Here is a 24,130-nt window from a genome sequence, read left to right on the forward strand (position 1 = left end):
AAAAGTCGCGCTTAACCCGGCAACACTTCCAAAGGTTGCAAGGGAATAAGCATGACACACTCAAAACAGAACATCGTTGTGGTCGGCGCGGGCATCAATGGCGCGGCCACCGCACTTTGGCTACGCCGCGCAGGGTGTGAGGTCACGCTTGTTGACAAGGCATCGCCTGGCATGGGGGCGTCCTATGGCAACGCCTGCTTGCTCGCCAGCTGTGCCATTCTGCCCAATGCAACGCCGGGGATTGCAACGAAGGCTCCGGGCTATTTGCGTGACCCAGAGTTTCCCTTGTTCATGCAATGGGCGCATTTGCCCCGTCTGCTTCCTTGGCTTCTGAAATTCATCAGCCACTCCGATCACACCCGTGTGCGCAACATCACCCAGGCCCTAAGCCATCTGATTGGTGACAGTGTGGAGCAGCACAAAGCGCTGGCCGCAGGCACCCCAGCGGAGCGCTGGATTCAGGAGACCGACTATCTGTTTGCCTACAAGGACCGCGCAGCCTTTGAGAAGGACAAATATGTCTGGGACATGCGGGCGGACATGGGATTTGTCCCCGATTTGGTCGAGGGCGCCGCAGTGCAGGAAATTGAACCAATCCTGAGTTCAGAGATCCGTCTGCTTGCGGTCAACAAGGCGCATGGGTTTATCCTCAACCCCGGCTCCTACGTGCAGGCGCTGGTCGACACGTTCACAGAGATGGGTGGCCGGTTTGTGCAAACAGCGGTGCATGACTTTGAGATGACCGGCGGACAGGTCACAGGCGTACTCACGGATCAGGGCCGGTTTGATTGTGACCGCGCGGTGCTCTCTTCTGGCATCTGGTCAAAATCTCTGGCGCGGAAGCTGGGCATTGCTGTGCCTTTGGAAGTGGAACGCGGCTATCACGTCACTTACCGCAACCCATCTGTGCGCACCAATCATCCTGTGATGATTGCCGACGCAAAATTTGTGGCAACGCCAATGGATCAGGGCCTGCGCTGTGCCGGCATTGTGGAATTTGGCGGCCTGTCAGATCAAAAATCCAAGGCACCGTTGGCGCTTTTGCGCCGCAAGGTGGCGGAGGTGTTTCCCGATCTGACAGCAGACAGCGAGGAAGAATGGCTGGGATTTCGCCCCACCTTGCCTGACAGCCTGCCGATGGTTGGCGAGATCGGCAGCAGTGGGGTCTATGCCGCCTTTGGGCACCAGCACATTGGCCTGACGGGTGGGGCAAAAACTGGGCGGCTGGTGGCAGATCTGATCTCTGGTCGGACACCGAATATCGACCTGGCCCCCTATCATCCCCAGCGGTTTGGGTAAAAACGCCCGCGTTTCAGCGGGCGCCGTATGCTTTTAATAGATCAGACAGACGTGCGCGCGCTCTCTGTCTGTGCGCTCTCATTGTCAACAGGGGTGGCATCGACCACATCTTCCTCCGCCTCGACGACCTCTTCATCCTCAGAAGATTTGTCCTCCAACGCGCCAATAATCAGCGGCAGCATCGCAGCGCTGGATTGGCTCTGGCCTTCGACCTCCGGTGGTGCAACCCAAGCCAGCGTGTCAAAGCTGTGACAGCTTTCACAAGTGGGCGACCACTCAGCATGGATATGGCTGCAGTTGTCACACACCCATTGCGGCCCGCGTGGCGCGCTGAGGGCTTTGGCAAGGAAGCCTTTTACAACCGCGTCCCCAGCACCCTCGCCCCGCTCAACCGCGGCCATGATGGTCAGCGCACGCTGGGTGGGGTTGGTTTCATAAAGATCGCCCAGCGCACGACGCGCCGCAGGAAAATCCTCTGCCGCAATGTAGAGCTCAGCCAATAGCATCTTGCTCTCATCATGATCAGCTGTGTTTTTCACCAATGCACCAAAGCGTTTGATGCGCGCCTCTGGCGTCTCCTCCGGGGCAATCTCTGCAAAGGCGGCTGCAAGATCCGGATGCGGCTGCGCATCCCACGCCTTTTTCAGCAGGCGCGTGGCGTAACGCGGTTTGCTTTTTTCGATATAGCTGCGCGCGGCCAGAACTGCCGCCGGGATCAGATCAGGCGACAGGCGGTTGGCCTCGATCGCCTGTTCACGCGCCTCAATAGAGCTGTCCTCGGCGATCACCTCTTTGGCTTCCGACAGCGCCAGAACCGCATCGCGGCGGCGATGCACATCCCGCGGCAGGCTGCCGTGGCGCAGCTTCGCGTTCAGTGTGCCACGCGCGCCAGTCCAGTCTTTGCTTTCGGTCTGAAGCCGTAGCAAGGTGTCCTGCACTTCCTCATGGCGGGGTTTCAGCGCAAAGGCATTTTCCGCAAGTTTCAACGCCACATCGGTGTCCCCTGCGGCCAGCTTTTGCTTCATCAGCCCGCGCACCCCCACAAACCGCGTGCTTTCGTCATTCAGCAGCTTTTTGTAGGTTTCTTCGGCCTTCTTAGTGTCGCCGTGCATCTCTGCGGCCTGCGCAACAATCAGGTTCGTAAGCTCTGGCTTCGCCAATAGGCGCTCGGCCCGGCGTGCTTTGTCCATCGCGATGCGCCCCTCACCTGACGCCAGCGCCATGACGCTGTCAGACAGCGCTTTGTAGCCTTTTTGCTCGCGATTGCGGTCAAAATAGCGGCTGATCGCGGTTTCATCCCCATTGAGGAACTTCAGAACCGCCACCAGCAAGCCCAAAAGCTTGATGCCAACCCAGACAGCCGCCACCAGAGCGGTCAGCGCAAGTGCGGTATGGAACGGGCCAAGGCTGTATTCCACCCCGCCCACGGTCAGCATCACGCCGCCTTCGCTTTCAAGCAGGTAAATCGAGCCAAAGGTCAGCCCGGTGACAATGGCAACAAACGCAATAATTTTGATCAGGGACCAGAGCATAAAATGACCTTCAGTTACTGTTTAGGGTTTGTGCCAGATCTTCGGCAGCTTGTGTGGCATCAGCCCGGGTCTGCGCCTGTGCAACCCAGTCTGCCATCACGGATTTCGGCCCCTCGGCCAATGTCGCTATCTCGCCCAGCGCGGCGGTGAGATCGCCGGTTTTCAGCGCGGCTTCCGCCCGGCTGAGAATGGCGTCGGTGTCGCTGCCTTCGCGGGCCTCAACAGAGCGTGCGCCAAATTGGGTTTTGAAGAAATTGCCAAGCCGGTTGCCCTGCCCTTCGTCCACCTTATCTGCACGCGCTTTGGCCAGCGCCGCACGCGCGGCCTCAGGGTAGCTTTCAATCAGCGCGGCCAGCGTGACAAGGCCCTCATCGGCGAATTGCGCAAGCACGGGCGCAACCTCCTGCCCCGTTGCGGAACGCAGATCCACCAGAGCGCCGCTGTAAGATGCACCACTGTCCAGCGCGGCGACAATGCGGGCCACGGAAGAGCGCGCCAAAGCAGTTTTTGCAGAGAGATCCGCCCGGTCTTTCAACTCGGCAGCCTCGGCTTTCTGCGCAGCCACCAGCTCTTTGAGGTCTTTGACTTCCCGCTCATAGGCCGCAATCGCGGCAGCGCCCAAGCCTTCGTTCAATGGGCGCTTTTCAATATCGGTCAGACGCGCCTCAAAAGTAGCGACAGCCTCGGCCAGCGTGCCCAGCTCGCTGGTTTGGCTCTCCAGGGCGGCGCGCAGGGTTTCCAGCTCACCAGCGGCAGCTTGCGCGGCACTCTGTGCAGCACCTGCGGTGTCACCGCTGGCCCCGATCTCGCCATCTAGCTCTGCCAAAGTCGCGCTCTGCGCTTGAAGCTGCGCGGTCAGCTCTGCAATTGCTGCCTTGGTGTCGCCACCCAGCCCCAGTTGATCGCCAAAATAGACAGCCCCGCCAAACCCAATTGCGGCGGCCACAACACCGCCCAGAACCATGGGCACAAAGCCCGCGCGTTTTTGAGGCTCCTGCGTTGTGTCTGGTGCTGGCAGCGTTTCGACAGCATCCACGCTAGGGGCGGTCTCGTCAGGCGTATCCAAACCGTCTTCTGCGTCGTTTGCTTCTGTATCGCTTTCGTCATCTGCAGGCGCATCTTCGGTAGGCTCTGGATCCACCGCCGCTTCAGGCTCTGGCGCTTCAACCGGTTCCTTTATCTCGACCGGATCCTCGTCAGAGGCCTCCGCCACAGCGTCGGTGCCTTCCTCCGCAACCTGCTGAGCCGTGTGGTCCTCCACGATCTCTGCGTCTTCGATCACCTGTTCCGCCTCTGTGGCGTCAACCTGATCCTTGTTTGGCTTGTCCGACTTATCCGTGGTCCCCACAGGTCACCCTTTCGAATCCGTTTTTTGCAAATGCAGCACCAATCTAGGCGAGGGCGGCGGCTCGCTCAATGCGTCACACTGCGTCCAACAGTCTCGTGATCGCATCTGCCATGGCATTCGCCTGTTTTTTCGCCGCCAAAACAACCTGTTCGCAAGGCAAATCGCCCAGTGCTTCTTGCGTGGCGGCACTGATCGCAACCACATGTATCGGAGCCGCTATGCCCTCCAGCGTGCGCAACTGACGGCTGAACACAGCCGCCGCATTGGGCGAAAACAAAGGCACTATGAGGGAGTTTTCACGCATTAGAAGCGATTTTGCAGCCTCGGTGAGATCAACGGGCACCTGATCATACACCACCGTCTCTTGCGTTTTGATCCCTGCGGATGTCAGACGCGCGGCCAGGTCACCGCGCGACAGCGTCCCTCTGAAATGCACAAGCGGGCCGCGTGGGGCATCGGCCAAAATTCGCGCATAGAGCGCTTCAGCATCCCCATCCGCCGCAACTGCCTGCCAGCCCCTAGCAACCGCAGCCTCAGCCGTGGCCGCACCAACACACCATGCAGGCAGATCCTGCGCCGGCGCCATCGCCACCCCATTTCGCGAACTAAACACAGCGCCGGTGGTCTCTGTGAAATCAACGTGAGCGCCGGTTGGCACAATCTCTACAATTGGGGATATCTCAATCGGGGCCGTCACCCCATGCGCCCGCAGGCGCTGTGCAAACCGCGCGGCATCTGCCTGCGGGCGGGTCAGCAAAATCGTTGCGGGCCTGTGCGCCATAAATGCCACCGGGATTGTTTGAGCCACAGGGAGGTGTTACCTGCGACAGAACCCACGCGCAACGGCAAGGACCAAGCCGCCATGACAGAAACGCTCACCATTCTTGGCATTGAAAGCAGCTGTGATGACACAGCCGCCGCGATCCTGCGCCAGCCTGCGGGCGGGCCTGCAGAAATCCTTGCTTCTGTGGTGCATGGGCAAACCGACCTGCATGCGCCTTATGGCGGGGTGGTGCCCGAGCTTGCTGCGCGCGCGCATGCGGAGAAAGTGGATGTCTGTGTGCAGCAGGCATTGGAGTCCTCTGGCGTGGCCCTCAAAGAGCTGGATGCCATTGCCGTCACCGCAGGGCCGGGGCTGATTGGCGGGGTGATTTCCGGTGTGATGTGTGCCAAAGGGCTGTCGGCCAGCCTTGGCATTCCACTTGTTGGTGTGAACCATCTTGCCGGGCACGCCCTGACCCCGCGCCTGACCGATCAGGTGGCCTTTCCTTATCTGATGCTTCTGGTGTCGGGCGGGCATTGCCAGTTTCTGATTGCCCATGGCCCTGAGAAATTTTCCCGCCTTGGGGGCACCATTGATGACGCCCCCGGCGAGGCTTTTGACAAAACCGCGCGTCTTCTGGGCCTGGCGCAGCCCGGTGGCCCGGCGGTGCAGGCAGAAGCCGAAAAAGGCGACGCCAAGCGGTTCCGCTTCCCGCGTCCGCTGCTGGATCGTCCCGGATGTGACATGTCCTTCTCTGGTCTGAAAACCGCACTTCTACGTCAACGCGACGCGATCATCGCGGACAAAGGCGGGCTGACAGTGCAGGATCGCGCCGACCTTTGCGCAGGCTTTCAGGCCGCTGTGGTGGACGTGCTGGCCGAAAAAACCCGCCGCGCACTGGAGAGCTATCTGGCAGAAAATCCTTCTGAGCCTCTTCTGGCTGTGGCCGGTGGCGTGGCGGCAAATACGGCCATTCGGGCAAGGTTAGAGACTGTTTGTACCGATCTTGATGTGACCTTCACTGCCCCGCCGCTGGCGCTCTGCACCGACAATGCCGCCATGATCGCTTATGCCGGTCTGGAGCGCTATCAAGCGGGCAATCAAGATGATATGTCCCTCGCCGCCCGCCCGCGCTGGCCGCTGGATCAGTCGGCACCGGCGTTGCTGGGCTCAGGCAAAAAAGGGGCCAAAGCATGATCTCCGTTCTGGGCGCTGGCGCGTTTGGCACCGCGCTTGCCGTGGCTTTTGCCAAAGGCGGCACCAATGTCACCCTTTGGGCACGCGATGCCCAAGCCGCCAAGGCGATGCAAGAGACACACGAAAATCCCCGTCTGCCGGGCGTGACTTTGCCTGACTCAGTCTCTGTTACAGCTGAATTTGCGGATACGCTCTGTGATACAGTCCTGCTGGCTGTTCCCATGCAAAAACTGCGTGGCGTGCTTACAACCCATCCAGAGCTCTCTGGCCGCACCCTTGTGGCCTGCTGCAAAGGGGTGGAGCTGGGCACAGAACTTGGCCCCGTGGCGGTGATCCGTGATGTGCTGCCCAATGCCACGCCTGCGATCCTCACCGGACCAAGTTTTGCCGCCGACATCGCGCGCGGACTGCCCACGGCCCTGACATTGGCCACCCCAGATGAAGACACCGGAAAAGCGCTGCAACAGAGACTGATATCGCCCAACTTGCGTATCTACCGCACCACCGATACGGTGGGTGCTGAGCTGGGCGGTGCCCTCAAAAACGTGATCGCCATTGCCTGTGGCATCGCCATCGGCGCGGGGCTGGGCGACAGCGCCCGTGCCGCGCTGATGACCCGTGGCTATGCGGAAATGGTGCGGATGGCACGTGCGCTGGGTGCGCAGGGCGACACGCTGGCCGGGCTGTCCGGGTTTGGGGATCTCACCCTGACTTGCTCATCGGAGCAATCGCGCAACTACAGCTTTGGCCTTTCTCTCGGCCGGGGCGACAGCTTTGATGCGTCCGTGACCGTCGAAGGCGCCGCCACCGCCCGCGCGGCGCTCGCCCGTGCAAACACCCTGAACACAGACATGCCCATCACCGCAGCCGTGGTCGCAATCCTCGATGGGGGCTTGCAAATCCGCGACGCCATGGAAATGTTGCTCTCAAGACCACCCAAGGAGGAATAAACATGCTGATCGCCCTCATCGCCAAAGACAAAGCCGGCGCATTGGACATCCGCAAGGCCAACCGTGACGATCACGTGGCCTATCTGAAAAGCTCTGGCGACACGATCATGATGGCGGGCCCGTTTCTGGATGACGCTGGCGACATGTGCGGCTCGCTGATCATCCTGAACGTCGCAGATATGGCCGAAGCAGAAGCCTGGGCCGCGGCAGACCCCTATAAAGCGGCGGGCCTGTTTGAGAGCGTGACCCTGCAAGCCTGGAACAAGGTGCTGGGCTGATGCGCTATTGGCTGTTCAAATCTGAACCCTCCACCTGGAGCTGGGCGCAACAGGTCGCCAAAGGCGAGGTTGGCGAAGAATGGGACGGCGTGCGCAACTATCAGGCGCGCAATTTCATGCGAGAAATGGCCGTGGGAGACCGCGGCTTTTTCTATCACTCCCAAAAAGAGAAATCCGTGGTTGGGATCATTGAGGTCTGCGCTGCTGCGCACCAAGACAGCACCACAGATGATGACCGCTGGGAATGTGTGGACATCAAGGCCATTGCCCCGGTGCCCAAACCGGTGACGCTTGCCATGATCAAGGACGATCCGCGCCTCACCGAAATGGCGCTGGTGAAAAGCTCCCGCCTGTCCGTGCAACCTGTCACCGCCGAAGAATGGGCCATCGTTTGTGAGATGGGTGGCGTCACACTGTACACTGCCAACCGAATGTAGAATCAATTTTAGCTAGAGAATTCCGGTAAAAGTTCACAGCTGGGATGAGGAGCGAACGCAGCGAAAATCTCGCCGTTCAGCAGTTCATGACAAAGCTTTGCTCTGAAGGTCTGGCAGTGCCCGTTTCCGCAGGAAGTCCCAGCTCAACCATGGGTCACCCGCCGCCAGCCCCGGGGGGTCATCATACCGATGGAACCCAAGCCAATCATACATTAGCATTCAAATTAGACCATAAGGTGGGGCTGATCAATAATTCGAAAGATTTCAAAACTTAGAAGCCCAATTTTCGATACTAAATTCTGCTTTTTCCGTCTCCGTTGGCGTTATCAGGAAGTATTCTCGCCCATTTAAATCTACCGTTTTTGAGTTTGCGAGATTCGGATTGTTCGTGAGCACCTTCTTGCCGTTGCGTAAAGCGGTAACGCATCGATGGGTTAGACCTGCCTGTTTTGGATGTGAATAGTCCAATACAATTTCGCTTGCAGACATAATTTTCTCAAAATCGGATAAGGGTAGAAAACCGATTTTGACGAGACTAACGTAAGCACGCAAATATCCAAGGTTCATCATCATGTGAAATAGATAAGTAGCGATATTTTTACAATATAGAGCTACATAGACTTGTGTCGAATCTTGTTTGCCATCTCGCAAAAAATCATAGATAAATTTCAACCTTTCCGAATGCATTGTTCCTATAAAGGAATATTGGTATCTAGTGGAAGATGCAGGTTTATCAATCTTCGCAGAAAACAAAGGCTTGTAACAGATATTGAATTTTTCAGAATCTATTTTGTCAAAGGTTCCGATAAAGTGCATCTTGTCTCCAAGCACTTCAAAGAAGTGTTTCAGATACTTTTTGTTGTTAACTGAGTCCCAAGTGTAGAATGAAACTTGCTCGCCTTTTTTTAGTATTTCGAGAAGATGATGGATATCATATCCTTCGCCATTAATTATGACAATTTTGTCGAAGTCATCGGCGATTTTTTCGATACGACTATCTATCTCTCTTGAAAAGAGTGCGAAGTAAAAAGAACGCAGGAAACGCAAAATAACGTTGCGAATAAAACCCTGACTATTTCTATCGTCCAAAAAAACGACATCAAACCCTCTGCTTTCGAAAAAGGATACAACAGAGTTCAAGATGCTGAACACATCCGGAGCGACGATGAGAAGTTTTCTTTGTGTCATGCTACTTTAGATTTCAAGTGTATGAAGGAGTTCGGCTTGACTACGGTTCTTGGTTCCATACTGCCGCCGCCGAGGATCACGGAATTCACCCCCAAAAAACACTCTTCACTTATCTTAGGCCTGCTCGTAGCATCGAAGCCGAAGTCTACTTTCGACGCACCAAGTGTAACACCTTGCATTACGGTGCAGTTCTTTCCAATCTCCGCGCATCCGAAAATGATATTGCATGGGTGAGGGAGTAACAACCCAGGACCGATTTTTGCTTGCGACGCCACTTCAATATTGAAGAACCATTGAAGCGTGATTTTCCCGATGAATTTCGCGACAAACTTTTCCGATGTGTTTAGACGGATCAAGGTTGTTGAAATAAACATACGGCTAGTAAGAATACTGAACGGACTGCGCTCCGATAACTTTCTCAAGTTTTCGAAGTCAGATTTGATAAGTTCAAAGCAGGTCACTCCGAGTAGATCCCATACTTTCTAAGCTCCCTCACAGAGGCATCGAATTTGTTCATGTCCATTCCGCCCATATCGGCTACCCAATCAAGATAGGCTGGCAGTTCATCGTCAAATTTTCTAAAGTCATATTGCCCAAAAAAGGAGCGAAATCTCGTCAGATCGGCAAAGTTTGTTGCAATATCGCCAAAGCGAAACGCATTAGTAACGTGGATATCACTGCGAGACTTGTAGTGACTTACCATAGATTGTGCGACTGTTTTAAGGGGTTGAGCTATGCCTGTGCCAACGTTCAAACTGGCAGGCAATTCTGATTTTTCCAGGGAGCGTTTTAGGATTTCAGCGATATCAACTACGCTTACGAAGTCGCGTGAGATCTTACCTTTCTCGTAGACGCTAATATCTTGTCCTTTGCGTGCAAGCGATGCGAATATTCCGAGCACACCGGTGTAGGGATTGTTGAGAGATTGGCCGATGCCGTATACATTCTGAAAACGCAAAGAACAGTGGGTTACATCTGAATTTGCAAAGGCAATACTTATCGCCTGCTCAGTTGCAGCTTTGGTCAGAGCATAGTGTGATGCGGAATTTGCTGCACAGTTTTCCGTCGTTGCGATCGCTCGAGCATTGCTGCCACAACTCGGGCATTTTACTTCGAACTGATTTTCGCGTAGATTTTCTACCAAACGTTGTCCAAGGAAACCGTCAGAGTTACATTCTTGGCAAGAATAAAGCCCTTCGCCGTAGATTGACCGGCTAGATGCAAAAAGAAAATGCTGCATGCTTTCTTGATTTTTGAGCGCAAAATCCAACACTCTTGCAGATCCAGTAATATTGGTCTTGTAGTAGTTTTCCAATTCATACATCGACTGCCCCGTGCCGGTCTTTGCGGCAAGGTGGATGATTGCTTTTGGTTTACCATAGGCGTCAAGTTGCGAAAAATCATCTGTGGCAATATCGAACTCAAGGATATCGGTTTCATCCGTACGACGCTTGCCATCATGTATTTGCGGATCGAAGCTATCAAGGCATACCAACCTGTGTTCGCCGGCAAGTCTATTTACGAGGTAGTGCCCTATAAAACCCGCTGCTCCGGTAACAAGGACATAGTCATCTTTAGGCACGTTTATTTTCCCTTTTAAGTTGTGTAATTAGCACTCGTCGGATGTACTTCAAAAACGAATAGACCAAAAACGGCGGTAAGAGGCAAAACGACATATGCCCCCTCTTGCAAACTCGATAGTAGTTCCGAATTTCACCTGCCTGCATTTTCCAGAGCTTCGCACTCGCTCCAGCCTGTCCGAACGCGGCTTTTCCTGACGAATAGTCAATAAGAACTTGGTTTACCAATATGCCCTTTTTTCCGTGCAAAATCTTGAGGAAAACGTCACCTTCTTCTGCGTACCACTGATCTTCTGGGAAATGTATCTCGTCTATTTCCATTCCACGAACATCAATAATCGTCGTCGAAGTCAAAAATCGATTTGTTTTAAGCTGATCCCAAAAACGAACAAGGATAGTGTTTTGCGAGGGATCAGAACGATAGAAGGTATGGGATACAGAAAGAGAACCCGCTATAGCGGCATTGTTGGCTAGCATTTCACCTATCATAAGACGCGTTTTCTCGGGATACCAAGCGTCATCAGCGTCTAGAAAAGCAACAAAATCGGGAGAATCTACTCGATCAAGACCATAGTTTCGAGCCGACGCAGCACCTCCATTGGGCTTGCGAACCAGTTTTAACACCGTGTTCGAGTAAGAGCGATCTTCAAATGCTGGACAGGGAATTGAACTTCCGTCATCTATCACAATGACCTCAACAATTTGAAACTTTGAATCAGGCTCTTGTTCAAAGATAGAGCGAACGCATCGATGGATTGTGTCTGCATTGTTATAGTAGGGAACGATAACGCTTACTCTATACATCTCGAACAATTGCACTCCAATCATTTTGAAATGCATCTTTGTTATAGGATTGAACGCTTTGGGCGCAGCGATTTGCACAAATGGGATTTGAGCGCAGCGATACCATCTGCTGATGTAATCTTTCGATACTTGCGTAGGAAAGGTCACGTGAGATTTCTATTGATGTTTCCTCTGTCGTATAGTCTTTGGGCCCGATCAAGTCATTATACATCACCAATGCCGCCCCTTGGGCAGCTGCTTCTATTCCAACGATGGAGAAGGACTCAGAGCTTGAAAGGATAAATAGGAAATCAAGCCCTCTCACAGTCTCGTACCATGTGTTTTTAAACCCATGATAGGTAGCTCTGCCTTTTGCTCGAGAACTACTGCAAAATGCATCGACCTCAGCAACAAAACTTCCTTCCCCAAATATATGCACTCTGATGTCAGGGTTCAAACTAATCAGAGTTTCAGAAACTTTGATAAAGTCGTTCACGCCTTTCGATTGCTCTAGGCGTCCCACGAAAGCGATTTGTAGTCCACTCTCTTTGGTCAAAGGCAAATTTCTATCAATCTCTACATACGAGGGCGGAATTTTGACGAGATTTTTGCGATGCACTCTGCTGTACTTCTTTCGGGAGTAGTCTGTCTGGCAAACGAGGCTACTACAAAATCCGACAAGACAATTCAGCATGAATCTCACATGTGGTCGAACAGCATCGAAACTACTATGTTCTGTGTATACGGTTCTTTTCAAAGAACTGAAGTTAAGCAGAGCTGAAAAAATAAAGATATTGTTGAAAGTATGTATGATAACCGAATTTTGCGTAATTTTACGTAGCTGCCAGACGGTTTTAAAGAGGCTAAATCTTCCCGCTTGTTGTACCCCAACCGGGTTTAAAACAACAATATCTTCGGATTTTAGATCTAGGTCGGCTTGGTAGTAGAGCGAAATGATACGAGCAGACATTCCGGTCTCTCGGAAAGCCGCACACAGGCGTCTTGCGAAGCTTTCTATCCCTCCCGTCAGAGATGCATCTAGTACTACGATATCAATTTGCTTCATTGCTGCATTCGTTCGATGTTTCGGTGGTATGAGCCAAGTTTGTTTGGGGATAGATCTTCTGCAGATATTTTTCGCAAATCATTGATATCATCTAACAACACACCAATTTTTCCGCAACGCTCCTCGATTGCACCAAGTGATGTCGTGCGTTTGGTAATCAACGGAATTCCTAAACGCAAACAGGTTTCGATCATGCCGCTGTGTACGAGTTCGTATCCTGGGCAAAATAACTGAGGTATAAAGACAACACTGGCGCTGGCGAGCAGACTTTCATATTCGTCTTGTGGAATGAAATCAGTGCGTCGCCGAGCAGAAATCGGTGATAGAAAATCTTCCTCCGATAAGTCTGCATCAAACTTACCTTCCACTCGTAGGCAAAATTCTGCACATAGAGACCTACTGTAAGTGAGCTCATTAAAAAAATTGGCTCCCTTTTGGGCACCTATTGCCCCGGTCATCAAGAGAACGCGCGCTTTAGGATTGTATTGAAATGAGCCTCTGTCAGACAACGCTATCTCCGAAGACGGCCGGAAAGTTACAAGCGCCCTATTGACGGTAGTTGTAGCGAGCAAGTTCTCAAACAATCCGTCATTCAGGCAAATTTTCTTCACTCCGCTTCGGCCTTCTTGCAGGGCAACGCGTAAACACATGGCTCCAAATTTTTGTCCTTTACCTGCAGCATCCACGAGATAGCGAAGTTCGCCGTGTAGGTATACGTGGAGATCGCGCGCTAGAATGAAATTCAACGCACACAGGTAAAGCAAGGCCAAAGGCGGCAGGTGTAAAATAATAATTGGAGCCTTGCGATCAGCTTTGACCAATAGCCAAGTCAGTACAAACAGCACACCTAGCCATCGATAAAAAAAGGTGCTCGAATCTATGTTTATCCTGCGTAGCAAGTGAAGATTGGGTCTATTATCTACGTATTTCACACTATTGTGGAACACGCCCATCGCTTCACCAAAACGTGCAAGTTGAAAATTAATAACTTGTTCATTGAATTCGCGATGGGCTTCAAATCTATTGAGAACATCAGCGATGATGACTTTTGTAGGCACGAGTCAACCTGATCTTGAGAGAGACGTCATTTAGCGGGCGGAACAGAGTCACAGCTTCTGTAACGATGATGTTTGGTGCACTGAACACGGCTTTTCTAGAAGGTCAACGACTGAGTGTTTTAAACAAACGTCTCAGCGAAGGGTAGAGACCCAAGCTTAGAACGATCTTCTTAAGCCTTACTATCCGCCGATTGTCGTAGTGCTCTCGTAGAAACAAAGCATTGAGACGCTCATCAATATTGACTTCCTGAGCATCAAATTGGACGTCGGAACTTATTTTACCGTACTCAAAATTTAGTTCATTGTTTGTCGAATGTGCGCCGTTTACACCGATGTTCTTCGTCATATTCGCATAAGGCGCGATGGTTTTTCCACCTTCCTTAAAGATCATATACATGAATTGGTAGTCCCATGTGTCGAGACAGCCTTTTCTAATCAAGGACAAGTTTAGTACTAAGGAATCAAGAAGATAGCGATACTTTGATCGCTTTGAACGCTCTTGCTTGAGCCAATTCAAGTCGAACTTATCTTTACTATAATTCACCCATCGATCCCGCCAGCACCCCCATCCCCAAGGATAAAAGCCCTCGTAGAAAAAGTAGTCGTCACTCTTCACATTCTGCCCGTTTACATTAAATCCTAGAACCGCTTTGATATCTTTTTCCGCTTCATATTTCTTGAGCATTTCCGGCAAAAAGGTGAAGAAAGCTTCATGTGGAACAATATCGTCTTCGAGAATTATTCCCAATTCCTCATTTTCAAAGAACCAGTCTATACCCGCAACAACTGCGTCGCGGCATCCAAGATTGTGCGGCTGTTGCTGTATCTTTAGTGTGCCATCCAGCTCGAATTCTTCGATAATTTTCCGAACTTCTTTACAGTTTTTGGTATCACTTTCATTGCCGGCACGAGCGCCGTCCAGCGCAACATAAAGCCGCGGCGGGTTGGCCTTCTTGATTTCGTTCAGTATTACTAAAGTCTCATCTGGACGATTAAACGCAATAAGGAGGATAGGGCAGTCAATAGTTTTGTGATGCATTTTAGACTCTCATGAGGATCTGGTTGAACTGCGTACGATTTAGTAAGTAAGGAACCAATATTTCCGATACGCATTGCGAAATCAAAATTGAAACTGCAGCGCCAATCATTCCATAGACGGGAATGAGGAAGAGACAGAACACTATTGTGAGCACTGCTCCGATAAGTGCGCGATACAACAAGAAATGAAGTTTGCGATCGTTTACAATCCAGAGGCTATGAGTAATGCCGATATAAACGGGAATATTCAATATCGCATAGATTTTCAGCGCATTGGCGCTCTCAGAAAACTCTGGACCATAAAACGAAAGGACCACTAACTCCGCAAAAACATAGGTGGCGATCGCTACGCAAAAAGCCATTGAGACATTCAATACATAGACTTTTCGAAGTATGCTGCGGTACTCTACCTCGTCCTGTAGTTTGAGTTCTGTTGCCGTAGACATTGCGCTTCCGCAGATAATTGCTGGCAAAAAAAATGTCGCCGAACCAAACAGAATTGCGGCAGAGTACAGACCAATCTGTTCTTCACCTAAATAGAAATTCAACAAGAACTGATCCATACGCGTCGCCAAAGCAGTAGCTACTGCTGCGACGATTACCGGCCAGGTTTCTGAAATAAAGAATACAAAATAACGAAATATAGACCCGGGTTTGAACGACCAACTATTCCGAACTTTGTAATAGTAGGTGAGAATCGCTGCAATTGAGAGTGCCTCAATAAAATATGCTGCAGCAAAGTAGATCAGGTCGGCATCGATATATATAAGAACAATTCTGAAACCGTTTGAAAACACATAGGATACAATTTTTGCAATTGCCGTTCTTTTTGAAGCGAGTTCGCTCTGATTGAAAAGATCGATAGTATCCGCCGCCTGAAATATAAGAATAAATCCGATCAGCGCAGTGATTTGCAGGGATCTAGCTTCCCAATCGGTTAGCAAGCCATTGATAACTAATAATAGTAGATAAAGGGCTAGTCCGGTAAATAGCCGCAACAACAATACAGATGAAACAAGTGTTTCTGTCTTGAAATCGTCTTCGTCCAAAAGCCGATAGCTCCCAATCGAAGTGTTACGTTTGTCTGGATTTTTAGAATGGACAATTTCGCGGATGAAGTTGCCTTCAATGCCTAGGTTTGCGATTGCTTGGAAAAAAGATACAAATACAATCGCATAGGCGATGTGGCCAAACCGCTCGGCACCCAAGTGCTGGATAACCCAGGCGCCAACAAACAATGTAGAAAAAGCTCGGACAGCTTTTTCGAGAATAAGCCAACTTGCGTTAATGGAAATACGTTTTAGCACCCGTGTACCTCATGATACATAGGTGCTTCGGTAAAAACAGCACTCATTGTCGCTACTGTTCCATCGCCAAGTCAACAAGGCCAAGATTCTTAATATAGTCTTCAATGTCAGTTTGTGTTGTCCAGCCCAAGGCTTCCATACGTTTATGATCAATACTGGATTCGGTTCTATTGCCGGGCCCAGAGGGTACAATACGATATTCTACTCCAATCATTTCAGCGAGTTCTACGATGGATACAGAACGCTTTGATGCAATGAAGTAGTTGTCTCCCTCACCAAACTGATAAACCAATAAAACACCACGAATCAGATCGCCAATGTCTGTGAACTTTCTAGTTTGTGTCCCTGGTGAGCTAATTTCGACGCGTTCTTTGTTTAGCTTTGCACGAATGAACTTTGCTACAACAGTTGCATTGGCACCGGTCCCCAGTTCGTTGCCTCCATACACGTTTGAAAAGTATACAACAGCGCCACGCAATTTACCGAGTTTGAAGTATGTATTAATCAGATCTCTGTTGGATTTCTTAGAAATAACATAGGGGGAATGAATCAAATCTGGATCATTCATAGAATTGATTGCGCTGCTACACGAGTAAATGAACTTACAGCGCCCAGCCATAGCAAATTTAATCATAGCAAGTGTGCCTAGATAATTACTTTGAAAAACTTCATCTAAACACGAAAAGCTTTGCTCTACGCGCGCAAATTCTCCAAAATGAAAAATTACGTCAAAATCGTTTTTTGGGAAAATATCAAACACTTCACGTGTATCTGCAGAGATATAATTGCAACCATCAACATGATTACATTCCCTGCCGTTCGAATAATTGTCGATGCTTGTAACGTCGCGATAACCTAGTTCTACGAGCTTACGAATTAGACCGGAGCCTACGTGCCCCGCTCCACCAGTAACCAACACTTTATGTGAAGGTGATGGAGTAAAATTTCTTAAATTTTCCATGATCAGTTACTTCCAAAAATGTCCCTAGTAAAGACTTTATCAGAAACGGCTGTGAGCTCCGGTGCTGTCCGATTGGCTAGGATAACATCAGACAGAGAAAGGAATTCAGACAAGTCCGATACAACGGGGTATCCTTCGAAAGAATCGTCTCTTAAATTTGGCTCATAGACCACTACTTCGCTTCCCAGCGCGCGGCATCGTTCCATAAGTCCTTTTACCGATGTTTCTCGAAAATTGTCGCTATCGGTCTTCATGATTAGCCTAAAAACCCCAACGGTTTGAGGGTTTCTCTCCATAATACATCTGGCAAGATAGTCTTTTCGTGTCTCATTCGATGCTACGGTAGCGGCGATCAAGTCTTGAGGGATTGAATTATAGCTCGCTAATAGCTGTTTCGAATCTTTGGGTAAGCAATAGCCACCATATCCAAATGACGGATTATTATAATGCATTCCAATTCTTGGATCTAGAGACACACCCTGAATAATCTGCGCCGCGTCCATACCCTTTCCAAGCGCATAGCTGTCAAGTTCATTAAAAAACGCAACTCGGGTAGCTAAGAACATGTTAGAGAATAGCTTGATTGCTTCACATTCGTTGGGGCCTGTAAAAAGCACATCAATATCTTTTTTCTGAGCACCTTGTTGTAGCAGTTTTGAGAATTCTCTTGCATATGAGGATCCGTCGCCAACAATTATACGACTTGGATGTAAGTTGTCGTACAAAGCTTTCCCTTCACGCAGAAACTCTGGAGAGAAAAAAACTTTCACACCGGGATATCGTCTCCTTACATCTTCGACAAAGCCAACTGGGATTGTGGACTTGATCACTATGCAAGCATTTGGTTCGTGGTCAGCAACTGTTTTGAGAACAAGTTCAACAGATCCAGTATCAAAAGAGTTGGTACCGATGTCATAGTTTGTCGGTGTCGCAACAATCACGAAATCAGCTTCAGGCAGTGCTCCGACTAGGTCGGTGGAAGCGGAAAGTGAAAGTTTCTCCGTTTCGAGAAATTCAGACAAGCTCGCATCGTCAACCGGAGATTTTCGCTTGTTCAGATCAGCGACTCGACTTTCGGACAAGTCGACACCAATGACATCGTTGTGCTGAGCCAGCAATGCGGCATTAGCGCAGCCAACGTATCCTAATCCAACAACAACGATTTTCAACTTATGGTACTCCAAATTGGTCCGCGAGATCAGATAGAAGCCTCCAACTATTTCAGTTTCAAGCAAGTGTCACTATCTCCCAAAGGAGTTTTGTAAAATAATGTTTGTTGCGGTGTATGGTCACATATCTACGCGCTCCACCTGAGGGGCCCGTTCTGAATTGAGTTGGTCCCTGAAGCAACCTGCTCGCATCGTTCAGCCCACCCGCTTGGACGACTTACGGCCTGGCGCGGCGTTTTGATTTTGAAGTGGTCCTACTTTTTTGGACAAGTTTGCAGCTTTGCCAAGGTGTATCGGGTTAAGGTTTCCCGCTGCTTTTTGCTTATCTAAGCTGCCCCAATCTGCCTCGTCCGCCGTTCGCCGATCAAGCGCGGAATGGGGCCGATCTGCGTTGCAGAAGTTCTTCCAGCTCTCGATGACACGTCGTGCTTTGAAGCCGTCGCTGGTTTCTTTGAGCCATGATCGCGACCAAGTACAAGAACCCATTCTTGACCGGCACTAAGGTCATGTCGGCGCACCAAGCCTGGTTCGAGCGGTCGATCTGCATCTTCTTCAGCAAGTACTGATAGACTGTACACTGCGGATTCGACTGACTGGTTCCGGAACGTTTGTAGATCGCCCTGAGGCCCATCTTGGCCATGAATCGCCGAACGCGATGTCTCCCGACCACTGTGCCCTCTCTTCGCAGATAGGCCGCAATCTGGCGCGACTCGAAGAACGGGTATTTGGTGAACCGCGGTCGATCCCTTTGATCAATGTCAGCTTGCTCGCATCTATCCCAACCGGCATGTAGTGGAAGGCAGACCGTGACAGCTGCACCAGTTTGCACTGCTGACTAATGCTTCGCGGCGGTCTCTTGTAGGGCCTAATCACCACGTAGCGTTTCCAACGAGACCTAGGCCTTAAATTGATCTGTAAAATTCCGGCGCTTTGCCATTCTCGTATCCCTTCAAAGGTTTGGATACACCTTAGCTAACTGTCCAGTTTCATGGGTCCATTTCACCAGCGCGATAGCAATGAAAAAGGACCACTCAGGCTGGGTAGATCATTGCAAGTGGAATGCACCGATCACGCGATTCATACTTGTGGCGCCAGCCAAGCTATGAAATGAACCGCTTCAACAAGTAGGTGGTATGAGTTAGATCACCTTTTAATTTCTTTTTCGTAGGTCTTGAATTTTGAAGGTTGAATATACTTCGCTCAATGGCGTCATTTGCCTTAGCCCTGCACGGTTTGAGGACCATCGGGGTTTTTTTAGTGAGAGTTACAGTCGACTACGGATGGCCGAACATGGCATCACAACCGATTTTGTGCAGGATAATCACTCTCTTTCGCGCGAGGTCGGTACCGTACGGGGCTTGCATTTTCAATCGCCACCTCACGCTCAGGCAAAGCTAGTGCGCTGCGGTAAGGGCGCTTTGTTTGATGTTGCAGTGGACATCCGTAGAGGTAGCCCGACTTATGGTCAGTGGGTCGGAGAAGAGCTGAGCTTTGAAAACGGCAAGCAGCTTTTGGTTCCAGAAGGCTTCTTGCATGGTTTCATAACTCTGCAACCTGATACGGAAATCATCTACAAATGCTCGGATTATTATGCGCCGGAATGCGACGGCGCAGTGCACTGGAACAGCTGCGGGATTGACTGGAAATTTGGTGGCACACCTATTTTGTCAAGCAAAGACGCCGCCGCGCCAGCGCTTGCTGATTTTGTTAGCCCGTTTGTTTTTGAGGAATAAGCAATGAAGATCTTGGTCACAGGCGGCGCCGGGTTTATTGGATCAGCTGTGGTAAGGCTTGCGATCGAACGCGGACATGAAGTGGTGAATGTCGACGCCTTGACCTACGCTGCCTGTCTCGAAAATGTGTCCTCTGTTTCTGACAACAAACGCTATATGTTCAAGCAAGCCGACATTCGAGACCGTGCCGCACTGGACGAGATTTTGCAGGAAACTAAACCTGATGTGGTTATGCACTTGGCTGCGGAAAGTCACGTCGACCGGTCAATTGATGGGCCATCCGAATTTATCGAAACCAATGTTACTGGTACATTTAATATGCTGGAAGCCGCACGCAAGTACTGGCTTGCACAAGGTAAGCCGGGATATTTTCGCTTCCATCATATTTCAACCGATGAAGTCTATGGATCGTTGCCATCGGATCCATTGGTCCAGTTTACAGAAAACAGTCTCTATGATCCTCGTAGCCCGTATTCAGCGTCTAAAGCTGCGTCAGACCATTTGGTACGCGCTTGGGCTGCAACCTACGGGTTGCCGGTTGTTGTTACGAATTGCTCCAATAACTATGGACCTTATCATTTCCCTGAGAAGCTTATTCCGGTAGTGATCATAAACGCATTGGCGGGCAAACCGTTACCGATCTATGGAGATGGTTCTAATGTCCGGGATTGGCTCTACGTGGAAGATCATGCGGACGCGCTATTGCATGTTGTTCAAAATGGCGAACTTGGCCGCAGCTATAATATCGGCGGAGAAAATGAGCGTAGCAACCTGGAGCTTGTTCGAACGATTTGCGGCATTCTTGATGAACTACGCCCGCGTTCTGAAGGTAGATATGCGGACCTTATCGCCTTTGTAACCAATAGGCCGGGCCATGATAAACGCTATGCAATTGATCCAACCCGTATCCGTGAGGAGCTCGGCTGGCGCCCATCTGTAACGGTGGAAGAAGGTTTACGTAAAACCGTAGCGTGGTATCTGGAAAATGAGGATTGGTGGAGAAATCTGCAAAATCGTCAGGGCGTGGGGGAACGGCTGGGAATAAATTCATGATGCGTTCTCATTCGATAAACCCCTTAGCCGTCTCAGAATTCGAAGCCCATAGCACACCGGAGACTGAATTGAGTATTCTCGTGTTTGGTAAAACTGGTCAAGTTGCGTTGGAACTGCAACGCCAAGCGGATGTGATTGCACTAACGCGAGAAGCAGCAGATTTGAGTGATCCAGAGGCTTGCGCAGCAATTATTGCAGCGAGTGATGCAGATGTCGTCATTAATGCGGCGGCGTACACAGCAGTTGATAGGGCTGAAGAAGAAGAAAGTCTTGCGAAAACCATCAACGGGGATGCACCGGCTTTTATGGCGAAAGCTTGCGCACTTAAGGGGATCCCCTTTATCCACATCTCCACAGACTACGTTTTCGATGGCTCTGGGGTGACACCTTGGACTCCAAAAGATCAAACAGGGCCATTGGGGGCTTACGGACACAGCAAATTGTTGGGGGAAGAGGGAATCACGGCAGCGGGCGGTCAGACTGCAATTCTGAGAACCTCCTGGGTTTTTTCAGCCTATGGTAGCAACTTTGTTAAAACCATGCTGCGCCTCGGAGAGACCCGAGATGCGCTGAATGTGGTATCTGACCAAGTTGGAGGCCCAACCGCCGCGCATGATATCGCAGCCGCATGTTTGTCGCTTGCCAAGCAGATGATCGCAGGCAGCACTGGAGGTATCTACCATTTTTCAGGCGCTCCCGACATAAGTTGGGCAGGTTTTGCTCGCGAGATCTTTTCGCAAGCGGACTTGGCGATTACGGTGAACGATATTCCAACTTTAGAGTTTCCGACCCCTGCAAAGCGCCCATTTAACTCTCGTTTGGACTGCAGCTCACTTGAAGCGGATTTTGGCGTTTCCCGTCCTGACTGGCGCGAAAGCCTCACACGGGTGTTGATTGATTTGAAGGAGAGCGCTCCATGATAAAACGCAAAGGTATTGTCCTCGCGGGAGGTTCAGGTACACGGCTTTATCCAATCACCATCGGAGTGTCGAAACAGCTTTTGCCGGTCTACGATAAACCAATGGTCTACTATCCTATCTCGACGTTGATGTTGGCAGGTATTCGCGAAATCGCGATTATCACAACGCCTCAAGATCAGGACCAGTTCAAACGTACCTTGGGTGACGGACGCCAATGGGGTATCGAGCTAACCTATATAGTGCAACCAACCCCAGACGGTCTGGCTCAAGCCTTCATTCTAGCAGAAGATTTTTTGGATGGGCATCCATCGGTTTTGGTATTGGGCGATAATATTTTCTACGGCGCAGCATTGCCTAAATTACTTGCAAAGGCAAATGCAAAGAGTACTGGAGCCTCAGTGTTTGGTTACCGTGTAGCAGATCCAGAGCGATACGGCGTTGTCGACTTTGACAAAGATGGAAATGTTAATGCGATTGTTGAAAAGCCCGAAGTTGCGCCGTCAAACTACGCGGTGACTGGGATTTACTTTGTTGATGAAACAGCAGTAAAACGTGCCAAACAAGTTGGACCATCTGAACGTGGAGAGCTAGAAATCGTTACGCTCCTGGAAAGCTATCTAGCTGAAGATCGGTTGGATGTTCAGCTTATGGGGCGTGGTTATGCATGGCTTGATACCGGCACGCATGGGTCTTTACTTGATGCTGGCAATTTTGTGCGCACGCTTGAAAAACGCCAAGGAATGCAGACTGGTTGCTTGGAGGAGATCGCTTACTATTCAAAGTGGATTTCTAAGGAAACGCTTCTTGAAACTGCTGCAAGGTTCAAAAAGAACGATTTTGGCAGATACCTCGCCTCGATCGCTAGTTCTTGAGGTAGTGAGATACGTCCCGCAACTCGGACACTGACTTATGCTGCGATTTGTTGTCTGCAGCTTTTCGGCTAAAAGTAGATAAGAGATGTCAAAAAGGAAAAACCATTCGCCTGAGGCAAAGCGGTGAGCCACCTCCCGCCTGCTGCGTAGTCCCAGCCGGACCGCGCTATCTACATTGATGCAACCTCGGTCAAAACCAACCTGACCCGGCAGCGGGGCTGGTTACGGCGATGCAGCTGGTCATGGAAGTGCCCTTCGGATCATGGGGGACACAGACTTTTGTCACAGGTCTCGCCATGCGAGCGTTGATCGCATCATGGGCCATCAAGGGCGCGATGGACGATGACGCCTTTGCCGCTTACGCCGATCAAGTCCTGGTTACCGAACTGAACCCCGCACGTTCTTCATCCTAGACAACCTCGCTACCCATAAGAATGCTCCTGCCACCTAAGCCATGCGTTAGAGCGCCTTACGTCTGATCGGATACGGGTTTCCAATTTGGTAAGAACCGTGATTCCTTGTTTTTAAGCAAACAAGGAGGGTGATTATGGACAAACCACATCCGATAGAGCTTCGTCATCGCGTTGTTGCCCATGTCGAGGCGGGTAACAAGCATCATTCGGCGGCTACGCGGTTTGATATCTCGGTGGAATTCATCAACGATATGGTCAAGCTGAAGCGCGAGACAGGGTGCTTGCGCCGAAACGTCAGGGCAATCCGGGCATCGGCAAGCTGACGCCTCACGAGACCTAGGTGTGTGCGCAGGTGGATGCCAAGGGCGAGATCACGCTTGACGAAATGGCGGCGCGTTTGAAAGCAGAGCAGGGTGTGTCCTTCGACCCCAGCTCGGTCTGGCGGCTTTTCCGGCAGCTCGAGCTGACACACAAAAAAGACATTCAGACGCTTGAACAGAAGCGTGCCAAAATTGCCTGCCAGCGGCACATCTGGATCACACGCCGTCAGCCCTTCATGAGCCGCATGCTCGGGCGCATTGGCTTTCTGGATGAAGCCTGGCTGAAAACCAACATAGCCAAGACCACCGGCTGAGCTCCACGCAGGCAACCGCTGGTCGATCATGTCCCGTTCGGCCACTGGCGGCGCACGCAAACCTTCGTTGCCACGCTGCGCAATGACCGATTGGACGCGTGCTGGGTCATCCACGGCACTATGGCCCGCGTGACGTTCGACACCGTTGTTGAAACCCAGCTCGCACCGACCCTGAGCAAAGGCGACGTAATCATCTTGGACAATCTGTCCAGCCACAAAAGCGTCCGGGCCGCCGAGGTGCTCCGCGATGTAGGTGTGTGGCTCCTGTTACTGCCGCCATACTGCCTCAACCTGAACCCGATTGAGATAGCATAATTCTAAATTCAATGCGCACCTACGAAGGGTCGGCGTATGTAGCGTCACGGATACGTTTCAGGCGCTCGCGGAGATTTGTGATCTCCAGTCACCGGAAGAGTGCTGGAACTACTTCTGGGCTGCCCGACATGTCTCAAGTTAAAAGTTGCACCCTCTAAGATGACCAAGTCTTGGTCTCGTGCTTCGTAGGGACCCAGCTGTCCATAGCCTGCAATTCATACAATAAAGGCCTTCAT

The 24,130-nt window shown here is 50.9% G+C and carries 26 protein-coding genes; 13 read left to right on the plus strand and 13 right to left on the minus strand.

All coding sequences use genetic code 11. The features are described from left to right. Positions 1-51: 51 nt before the first annotated feature. Entirely contained in the window at positions 52-1,299 is a 1,248-nt protein-coding gene (locus tag PJL69_RS09215; protein ID WP_271309377.1) for an NAD(P)/FAD-dependent oxidoreductase, read from the plus strand. 41 nt (positions 1,300-1,340) lie between these two features. On the opposite strand, the gene PJL69_RS09220 is transcribed toward PJL69_RS09215, so the two are convergent. The 3 genes from PJL69_RS09220 to PJL69_RS09230 all read right to left on the minus strand — a co-directional run bounded on the left by PJL69_RS09220 (position 1,341) and on the right by PJL69_RS09230 (position 4,960). After that, positions 1,341-2,831, minus strand: a complete 1,491-nt coding sequence (locus tag PJL69_RS09220; protein WP_271309378.1) for a heme biosynthesis protein HemY — start codon at positions 2,829-2,831, stop codon at positions 1,341-1,343. A gap of 10 nt (positions 2,832-2,841) precedes the next feature. Continuing rightward, on the minus strand, positions 2,842-4,179 hold the full coding sequence (locus PJL69_RS09225) for a COG4223 family protein (RefSeq protein ID WP_271309379.1): 1,338 nt from the start codon (positions 4,177-4,179) through the stop codon (positions 2,842-2,844). 73 nt (positions 4,180-4,252) lie between these two features. Beyond that, on the minus strand, positions 4,253-4,960 hold the full coding sequence (locus PJL69_RS09230) for a uroporphyrinogen-III synthase (protein ID WP_271309380.1): 708 nt from the start codon (positions 4,958-4,960) through the stop codon (positions 4,253-4,255). Positions 4,961-5,041: 81 nt separating this feature from the next. On the opposite strand from PJL69_RS09230, the gene tsaD reads away from it, so the two are divergent. Genes tsaD through PJL69_RS09250 form a run of 4 tightly spaced genes read left to right on the plus strand, consistent with a single transcriptional unit; the run spans position 5,042 to position 7,804 of the window. Continuing rightward, positions 5,042-6,139: a tRNA (adenosine(37)-N6)-threonylcarbamoyltransferase complex transferase subunit TsaD gene (tsaD, locus tag PJL69_RS09235; RefSeq protein ID WP_271309381.1), complete on the plus strand. Its 1,098-nt coding sequence runs from the start codon at positions 5,042-5,044 to the stop codon at positions 6,137-6,139. Next, positions 6,136-7,089, plus strand: coding sequence for an NAD(P)H-dependent glycerol-3-phosphate dehydrogenase (locus PJL69_RS09240; RefSeq protein ID WP_271309382.1), 954 nt, complete (start codon positions 6,136-6,138; stop codon positions 7,087-7,089). The genes tsaD and PJL69_RS09240 overlap by 4 nt, the downstream gene beginning before the upstream one ends. Before the next feature lie 2 nt (positions 7,090-7,091). Next, complete coding sequence (locus PJL69_RS09245) at positions 7,092-7,367, plus strand: YciI family protein (protein ID WP_271309383.1); 276 nt, start codon at positions 7,092-7,094, stop codon at positions 7,365-7,367. Then, positions 7,367-7,804, plus strand: coding sequence for an EVE domain-containing protein (locus PJL69_RS09250; RefSeq protein ID WP_271309384.1), 438 nt, complete (start codon positions 7,367-7,369; stop codon positions 7,802-7,804). The genes PJL69_RS09245 and PJL69_RS09250 overlap by 1 nt, the downstream gene beginning before the upstream one ends. 264 nt (positions 7,805-8,068) lie before the next feature. On the opposite strand, the gene PJL69_RS09255 is transcribed toward PJL69_RS09250, so the two are convergent. The 10 genes from PJL69_RS09255 to PJL69_RS20320 form a co-directional block, all read right to left on the minus strand. Continuing rightward, on the minus strand, positions 8,069-8,992 hold the full coding sequence (locus PJL69_RS09255) for a hypothetical protein (RefSeq protein WP_271309385.1): 924 nt from the start codon (positions 8,990-8,992) through the stop codon (positions 8,069-8,071). A gap of 457 nt (positions 8,993-9,449) precedes the next feature. Continuing rightward, positions 9,450-10,574, minus strand: a complete 1,125-nt coding sequence (locus tag PJL69_RS09260; RefSeq protein ID WP_271309386.1) for an NAD-dependent epimerase/dehydratase family protein — start codon at positions 10,572-10,574, stop codon at positions 9,450-9,452. Next, positions 10,567-11,400, minus strand: a complete 834-nt coding sequence (locus tag PJL69_RS09265; RefSeq protein ID WP_271309387.1) for a glycosyltransferase family 2 protein — start codon at positions 11,398-11,400, stop codon at positions 10,567-10,569. The genes PJL69_RS09260 and PJL69_RS09265 overlap by 8 nt, the downstream gene beginning before the upstream one ends. Continuing rightward, positions 11,369-12,421: a glycosyltransferase gene (locus PJL69_RS09270; protein WP_333781871.1), complete on the minus strand. Its 1,053-nt coding sequence runs from the start codon at positions 12,419-12,421 to the stop codon at positions 11,369-11,371. The genes PJL69_RS09265 and PJL69_RS09270 overlap by 32 nt, the downstream gene beginning before the upstream one ends. Next, a complete protein-coding gene (locus PJL69_RS09275; protein ID WP_271309389.1) occupies positions 12,418-13,479 on the minus strand; it encodes a hypothetical protein in 1,062 nt (353 codons plus the stop codon). Before PJL69_RS09275 ends, PJL69_RS09270 begins: the two co-directional genes overlap by 4 nt. 103 nt (positions 13,480-13,582) lie before the next feature. Continuing rightward, positions 13,583-14,518, minus strand: coding sequence for a hypothetical protein (locus PJL69_RS09280; protein WP_271309390.1), 936 nt, complete (start codon positions 14,516-14,518; stop codon positions 13,583-13,585). A gap of 1 nt (position 14,519) precedes the next feature. Beyond that, on the minus strand, positions 14,520-15,824 hold the full coding sequence (locus tag PJL69_RS09285; protein ID WP_271309391.1) for a flippase: 1,305 nt from the start codon (positions 15,822-15,824) through the stop codon (positions 14,520-14,522). Between the two features lie 52 nt (positions 15,825-15,876). After that, complete coding sequence (locus PJL69_RS09290; protein ID WP_271309392.1) at positions 15,877-16,785, minus strand: NAD-dependent epimerase/dehydratase family protein; 909 nt, start codon at positions 16,783-16,785, stop codon at positions 15,877-15,879. A gap of 2 nt (positions 16,786-16,787) precedes the next feature. Further along, a complete protein-coding gene (locus PJL69_RS09295; protein WP_271309419.1) occupies positions 16,788-17,954 on the minus strand; it encodes a nucleotide sugar dehydrogenase in 1,167 nt (388 codons plus the stop codon). Between the two features lie 364 nt (positions 17,955-18,318). Continuing rightward, the gene (locus PJL69_RS20320) at positions 18,319-18,783 is read right to left on the minus strand and encodes an IS3 family transposase (RefSeq protein ID WP_441347465.1); all 465 of its coding nucleotides are present in this window, start codon (positions 18,781-18,783) and stop codon (positions 18,319-18,321) included. Between the two features lie 349 nt (positions 18,784-19,132). On the opposite strand from PJL69_RS20320, the gene rfbC reads away from it, so the two are divergent. The 8 genes from rfbC (at position 19,133) to PJL69_RS20335 (ending at position 23,894) form a co-directional block, all read left to right on the plus strand. Next, complete coding sequence (rfbC, locus tag PJL69_RS09300; RefSeq protein ID WP_271309393.1) at positions 19,133-19,687, plus strand: dTDP-4-dehydrorhamnose 3,5-epimerase; 555 nt, start codon at positions 19,133-19,135, stop codon at positions 19,685-19,687. Between the two features lie 3 nt (positions 19,688-19,690). Beyond that, positions 19,691-20,740 (plus strand): dTDP-glucose 4,6-dehydratase, encoded by a 1,050-nt coding sequence (gene rfbB / locus PJL69_RS09305; protein ID WP_271309394.1) that lies wholly within the window; start codon positions 19,691-19,693, stop codon positions 20,738-20,740. Further along, complete coding sequence (gene rfbD, locus PJL69_RS09310) at positions 20,740-21,660, plus strand: dTDP-4-dehydrorhamnose reductase (protein ID WP_271309420.1); 921 nt, start codon at positions 20,740-20,742, stop codon at positions 21,658-21,660. Before rfbB ends, rfbD begins: the two co-directional genes overlap by 1 nt. Then, positions 21,657-22,532 carry a glucose-1-phosphate thymidylyltransferase RfbA gene (rfbA, locus tag PJL69_RS09315; protein ID WP_271309395.1) on the plus strand — a complete coding sequence of 292 codons (876 nt, stop codon included), beginning with the start codon at positions 21,657-21,659 and terminating at the stop codon, positions 22,530-22,532. The genes rfbD and rfbA overlap by 4 nt, the downstream gene beginning before the upstream one ends. Before the next feature lie 230 nt (positions 22,533-22,762). Next, positions 22,763-22,945 (plus strand): hypothetical protein, encoded by a 183-nt coding sequence (locus PJL69_RS09320; protein ID WP_271309396.1) that lies wholly within the window; start codon positions 22,763-22,765, stop codon positions 22,943-22,945. Between the two features lie 134 nt (positions 22,946-23,079). Then, positions 23,080-23,268, plus strand: coding sequence for a hypothetical protein (locus PJL69_RS20325; protein ID WP_441347466.1), 189 nt, complete (start codon positions 23,080-23,082; stop codon positions 23,266-23,268). A gap of 17 nt (positions 23,269-23,285) precedes the next feature. Beyond that, positions 23,286-23,579: a hypothetical protein gene (locus tag PJL69_RS20330; RefSeq protein ID WP_441347467.1), complete on the plus strand. Its 294-nt coding sequence runs from the start codon at positions 23,286-23,288 to the stop codon at positions 23,577-23,579. A 90-nt stretch (positions 23,580-23,669) separates the two neighbouring features. Next, positions 23,670-23,894, plus strand: coding sequence for a transposase (locus PJL69_RS20335; RefSeq protein ID WP_441347468.1), 225 nt, complete (start codon positions 23,670-23,672; stop codon positions 23,892-23,894). Positions 23,895-24,130 lie beyond the last annotated feature (236 nt).

Source organism: Shimia sp. MMG029, assembly GCF_027947445.1.
GTDB lineage: Bacteria > Pseudomonadota > Alphaproteobacteria > Rhodobacterales > Rhodobacteraceae > Shimia.

What these genes read in the sequence shown, in the direction of transcription:
- PJL69_RS09320 (WP_271309396.1), top strand. Translation starts at nt 22,763, where the DNA reads ATGCAGCTGGTCATGGAAGTGCCCTTCGGATCATGGGGGACACAGACT.
- PJL69_RS09220 (WP_271309378.1), bottom strand. Translation starts at nt 2,831, where the DNA reads ATGCTCTGGTCCCTGATCAAAATTATTGCGTTTGTTGCCATTGTCACC.
- PJL69_RS09230 (WP_271309380.1), bottom strand. Translation starts at nt 4,960, where the DNA reads ATGGCGCACAGGCCCGCAACGATTTTGCTGACCCGCCCGCAGGCAGAT.
- PJL69_RS09270 (WP_333781871.1), bottom strand. Translation starts at nt 12,421, where the DNA reads ATGAAGCAAATTGATATCGTAGTACTAGATGCATCTCTGACGGGAGGG.
- rfbA (WP_271309395.1), top strand. Translation starts at nt 21,657, where the DNA reads ATGATAAAACGCAAAGGTATTGTCCTCGCGGGAGGTTCAGGTACACGG.
- rfbD (WP_271309420.1), top strand. Translation starts at nt 20,740, where the DNA reads ATGCGTTCTCATTCGATAAACCCCTTAGCCGTCTCAGAATTCGAAGCC.
- PJL69_RS09280 (WP_271309390.1), bottom strand. Translation starts at nt 14,518, where the DNA reads ATGCATCACAAAACTATTGACTGCCCTATCCTCCTTATTGCGTTTAAT.
- PJL69_RS09240 (WP_271309382.1), top strand. Translation starts at nt 6,136, where the DNA reads ATGATCTCCGTTCTGGGCGCTGGCGCGTTTGGCACCGCGCTTGCCGTG.
- PJL69_RS09245 (WP_271309383.1), top strand. Translation starts at nt 7,092, where the DNA reads ATGCTGATCGCCCTCATCGCCAAAGACAAAGCCGGCGCATTGGACATC.
- PJL69_RS20325 (WP_441347466.1), top strand. Translation starts at nt 23,080, where the DNA reads ATGGACAAACCACATCCGATAGAGCTTCGTCATCGCGTTGTTGCCCAT.
- tsaD (WP_271309381.1), top strand. Translation starts at nt 5,042, where the DNA reads ATGACAGAAACGCTCACCATTCTTGGCATTGAAAGCAGCTGTGATGAC.
- PJL69_RS09290 (WP_271309392.1), bottom strand. Translation starts at nt 16,785, where the DNA reads ATGGAAAATTTAAGAAATTTTACTCCATCACCTTCACATAAAGTGTTG.
- PJL69_RS09255 (WP_271309385.1), bottom strand. Translation starts at nt 8,992, where the DNA reads ATGACACAAAGAAAACTTCTCATCGTCGCTCCGGATGTGTTCAGCATC.
- PJL69_RS09215 (WP_271309377.1), top strand. Translation starts at nt 52, where the DNA reads ATGACACACTCAAAACAGAACATCGTTGTGGTCGGCGCGGGCATCAAT.
- rfbB (WP_271309394.1), top strand. Translation starts at nt 19,691, where the DNA reads ATGAAGATCTTGGTCACAGGCGGCGCCGGGTTTATTGGATCAGCTGTG.
- PJL69_RS09250 (WP_271309384.1), top strand. Translation starts at nt 7,367, where the DNA reads ATGCGCTATTGGCTGTTCAAATCTGAACCCTCCACCTGGAGCTGGGCG.
- PJL69_RS09265 (WP_271309387.1), bottom strand. Translation starts at nt 11,400, where the DNA reads ATGATTGGAGTGCAATTGTTCGAGATGTATAGAGTAAGCGTTATCGTT.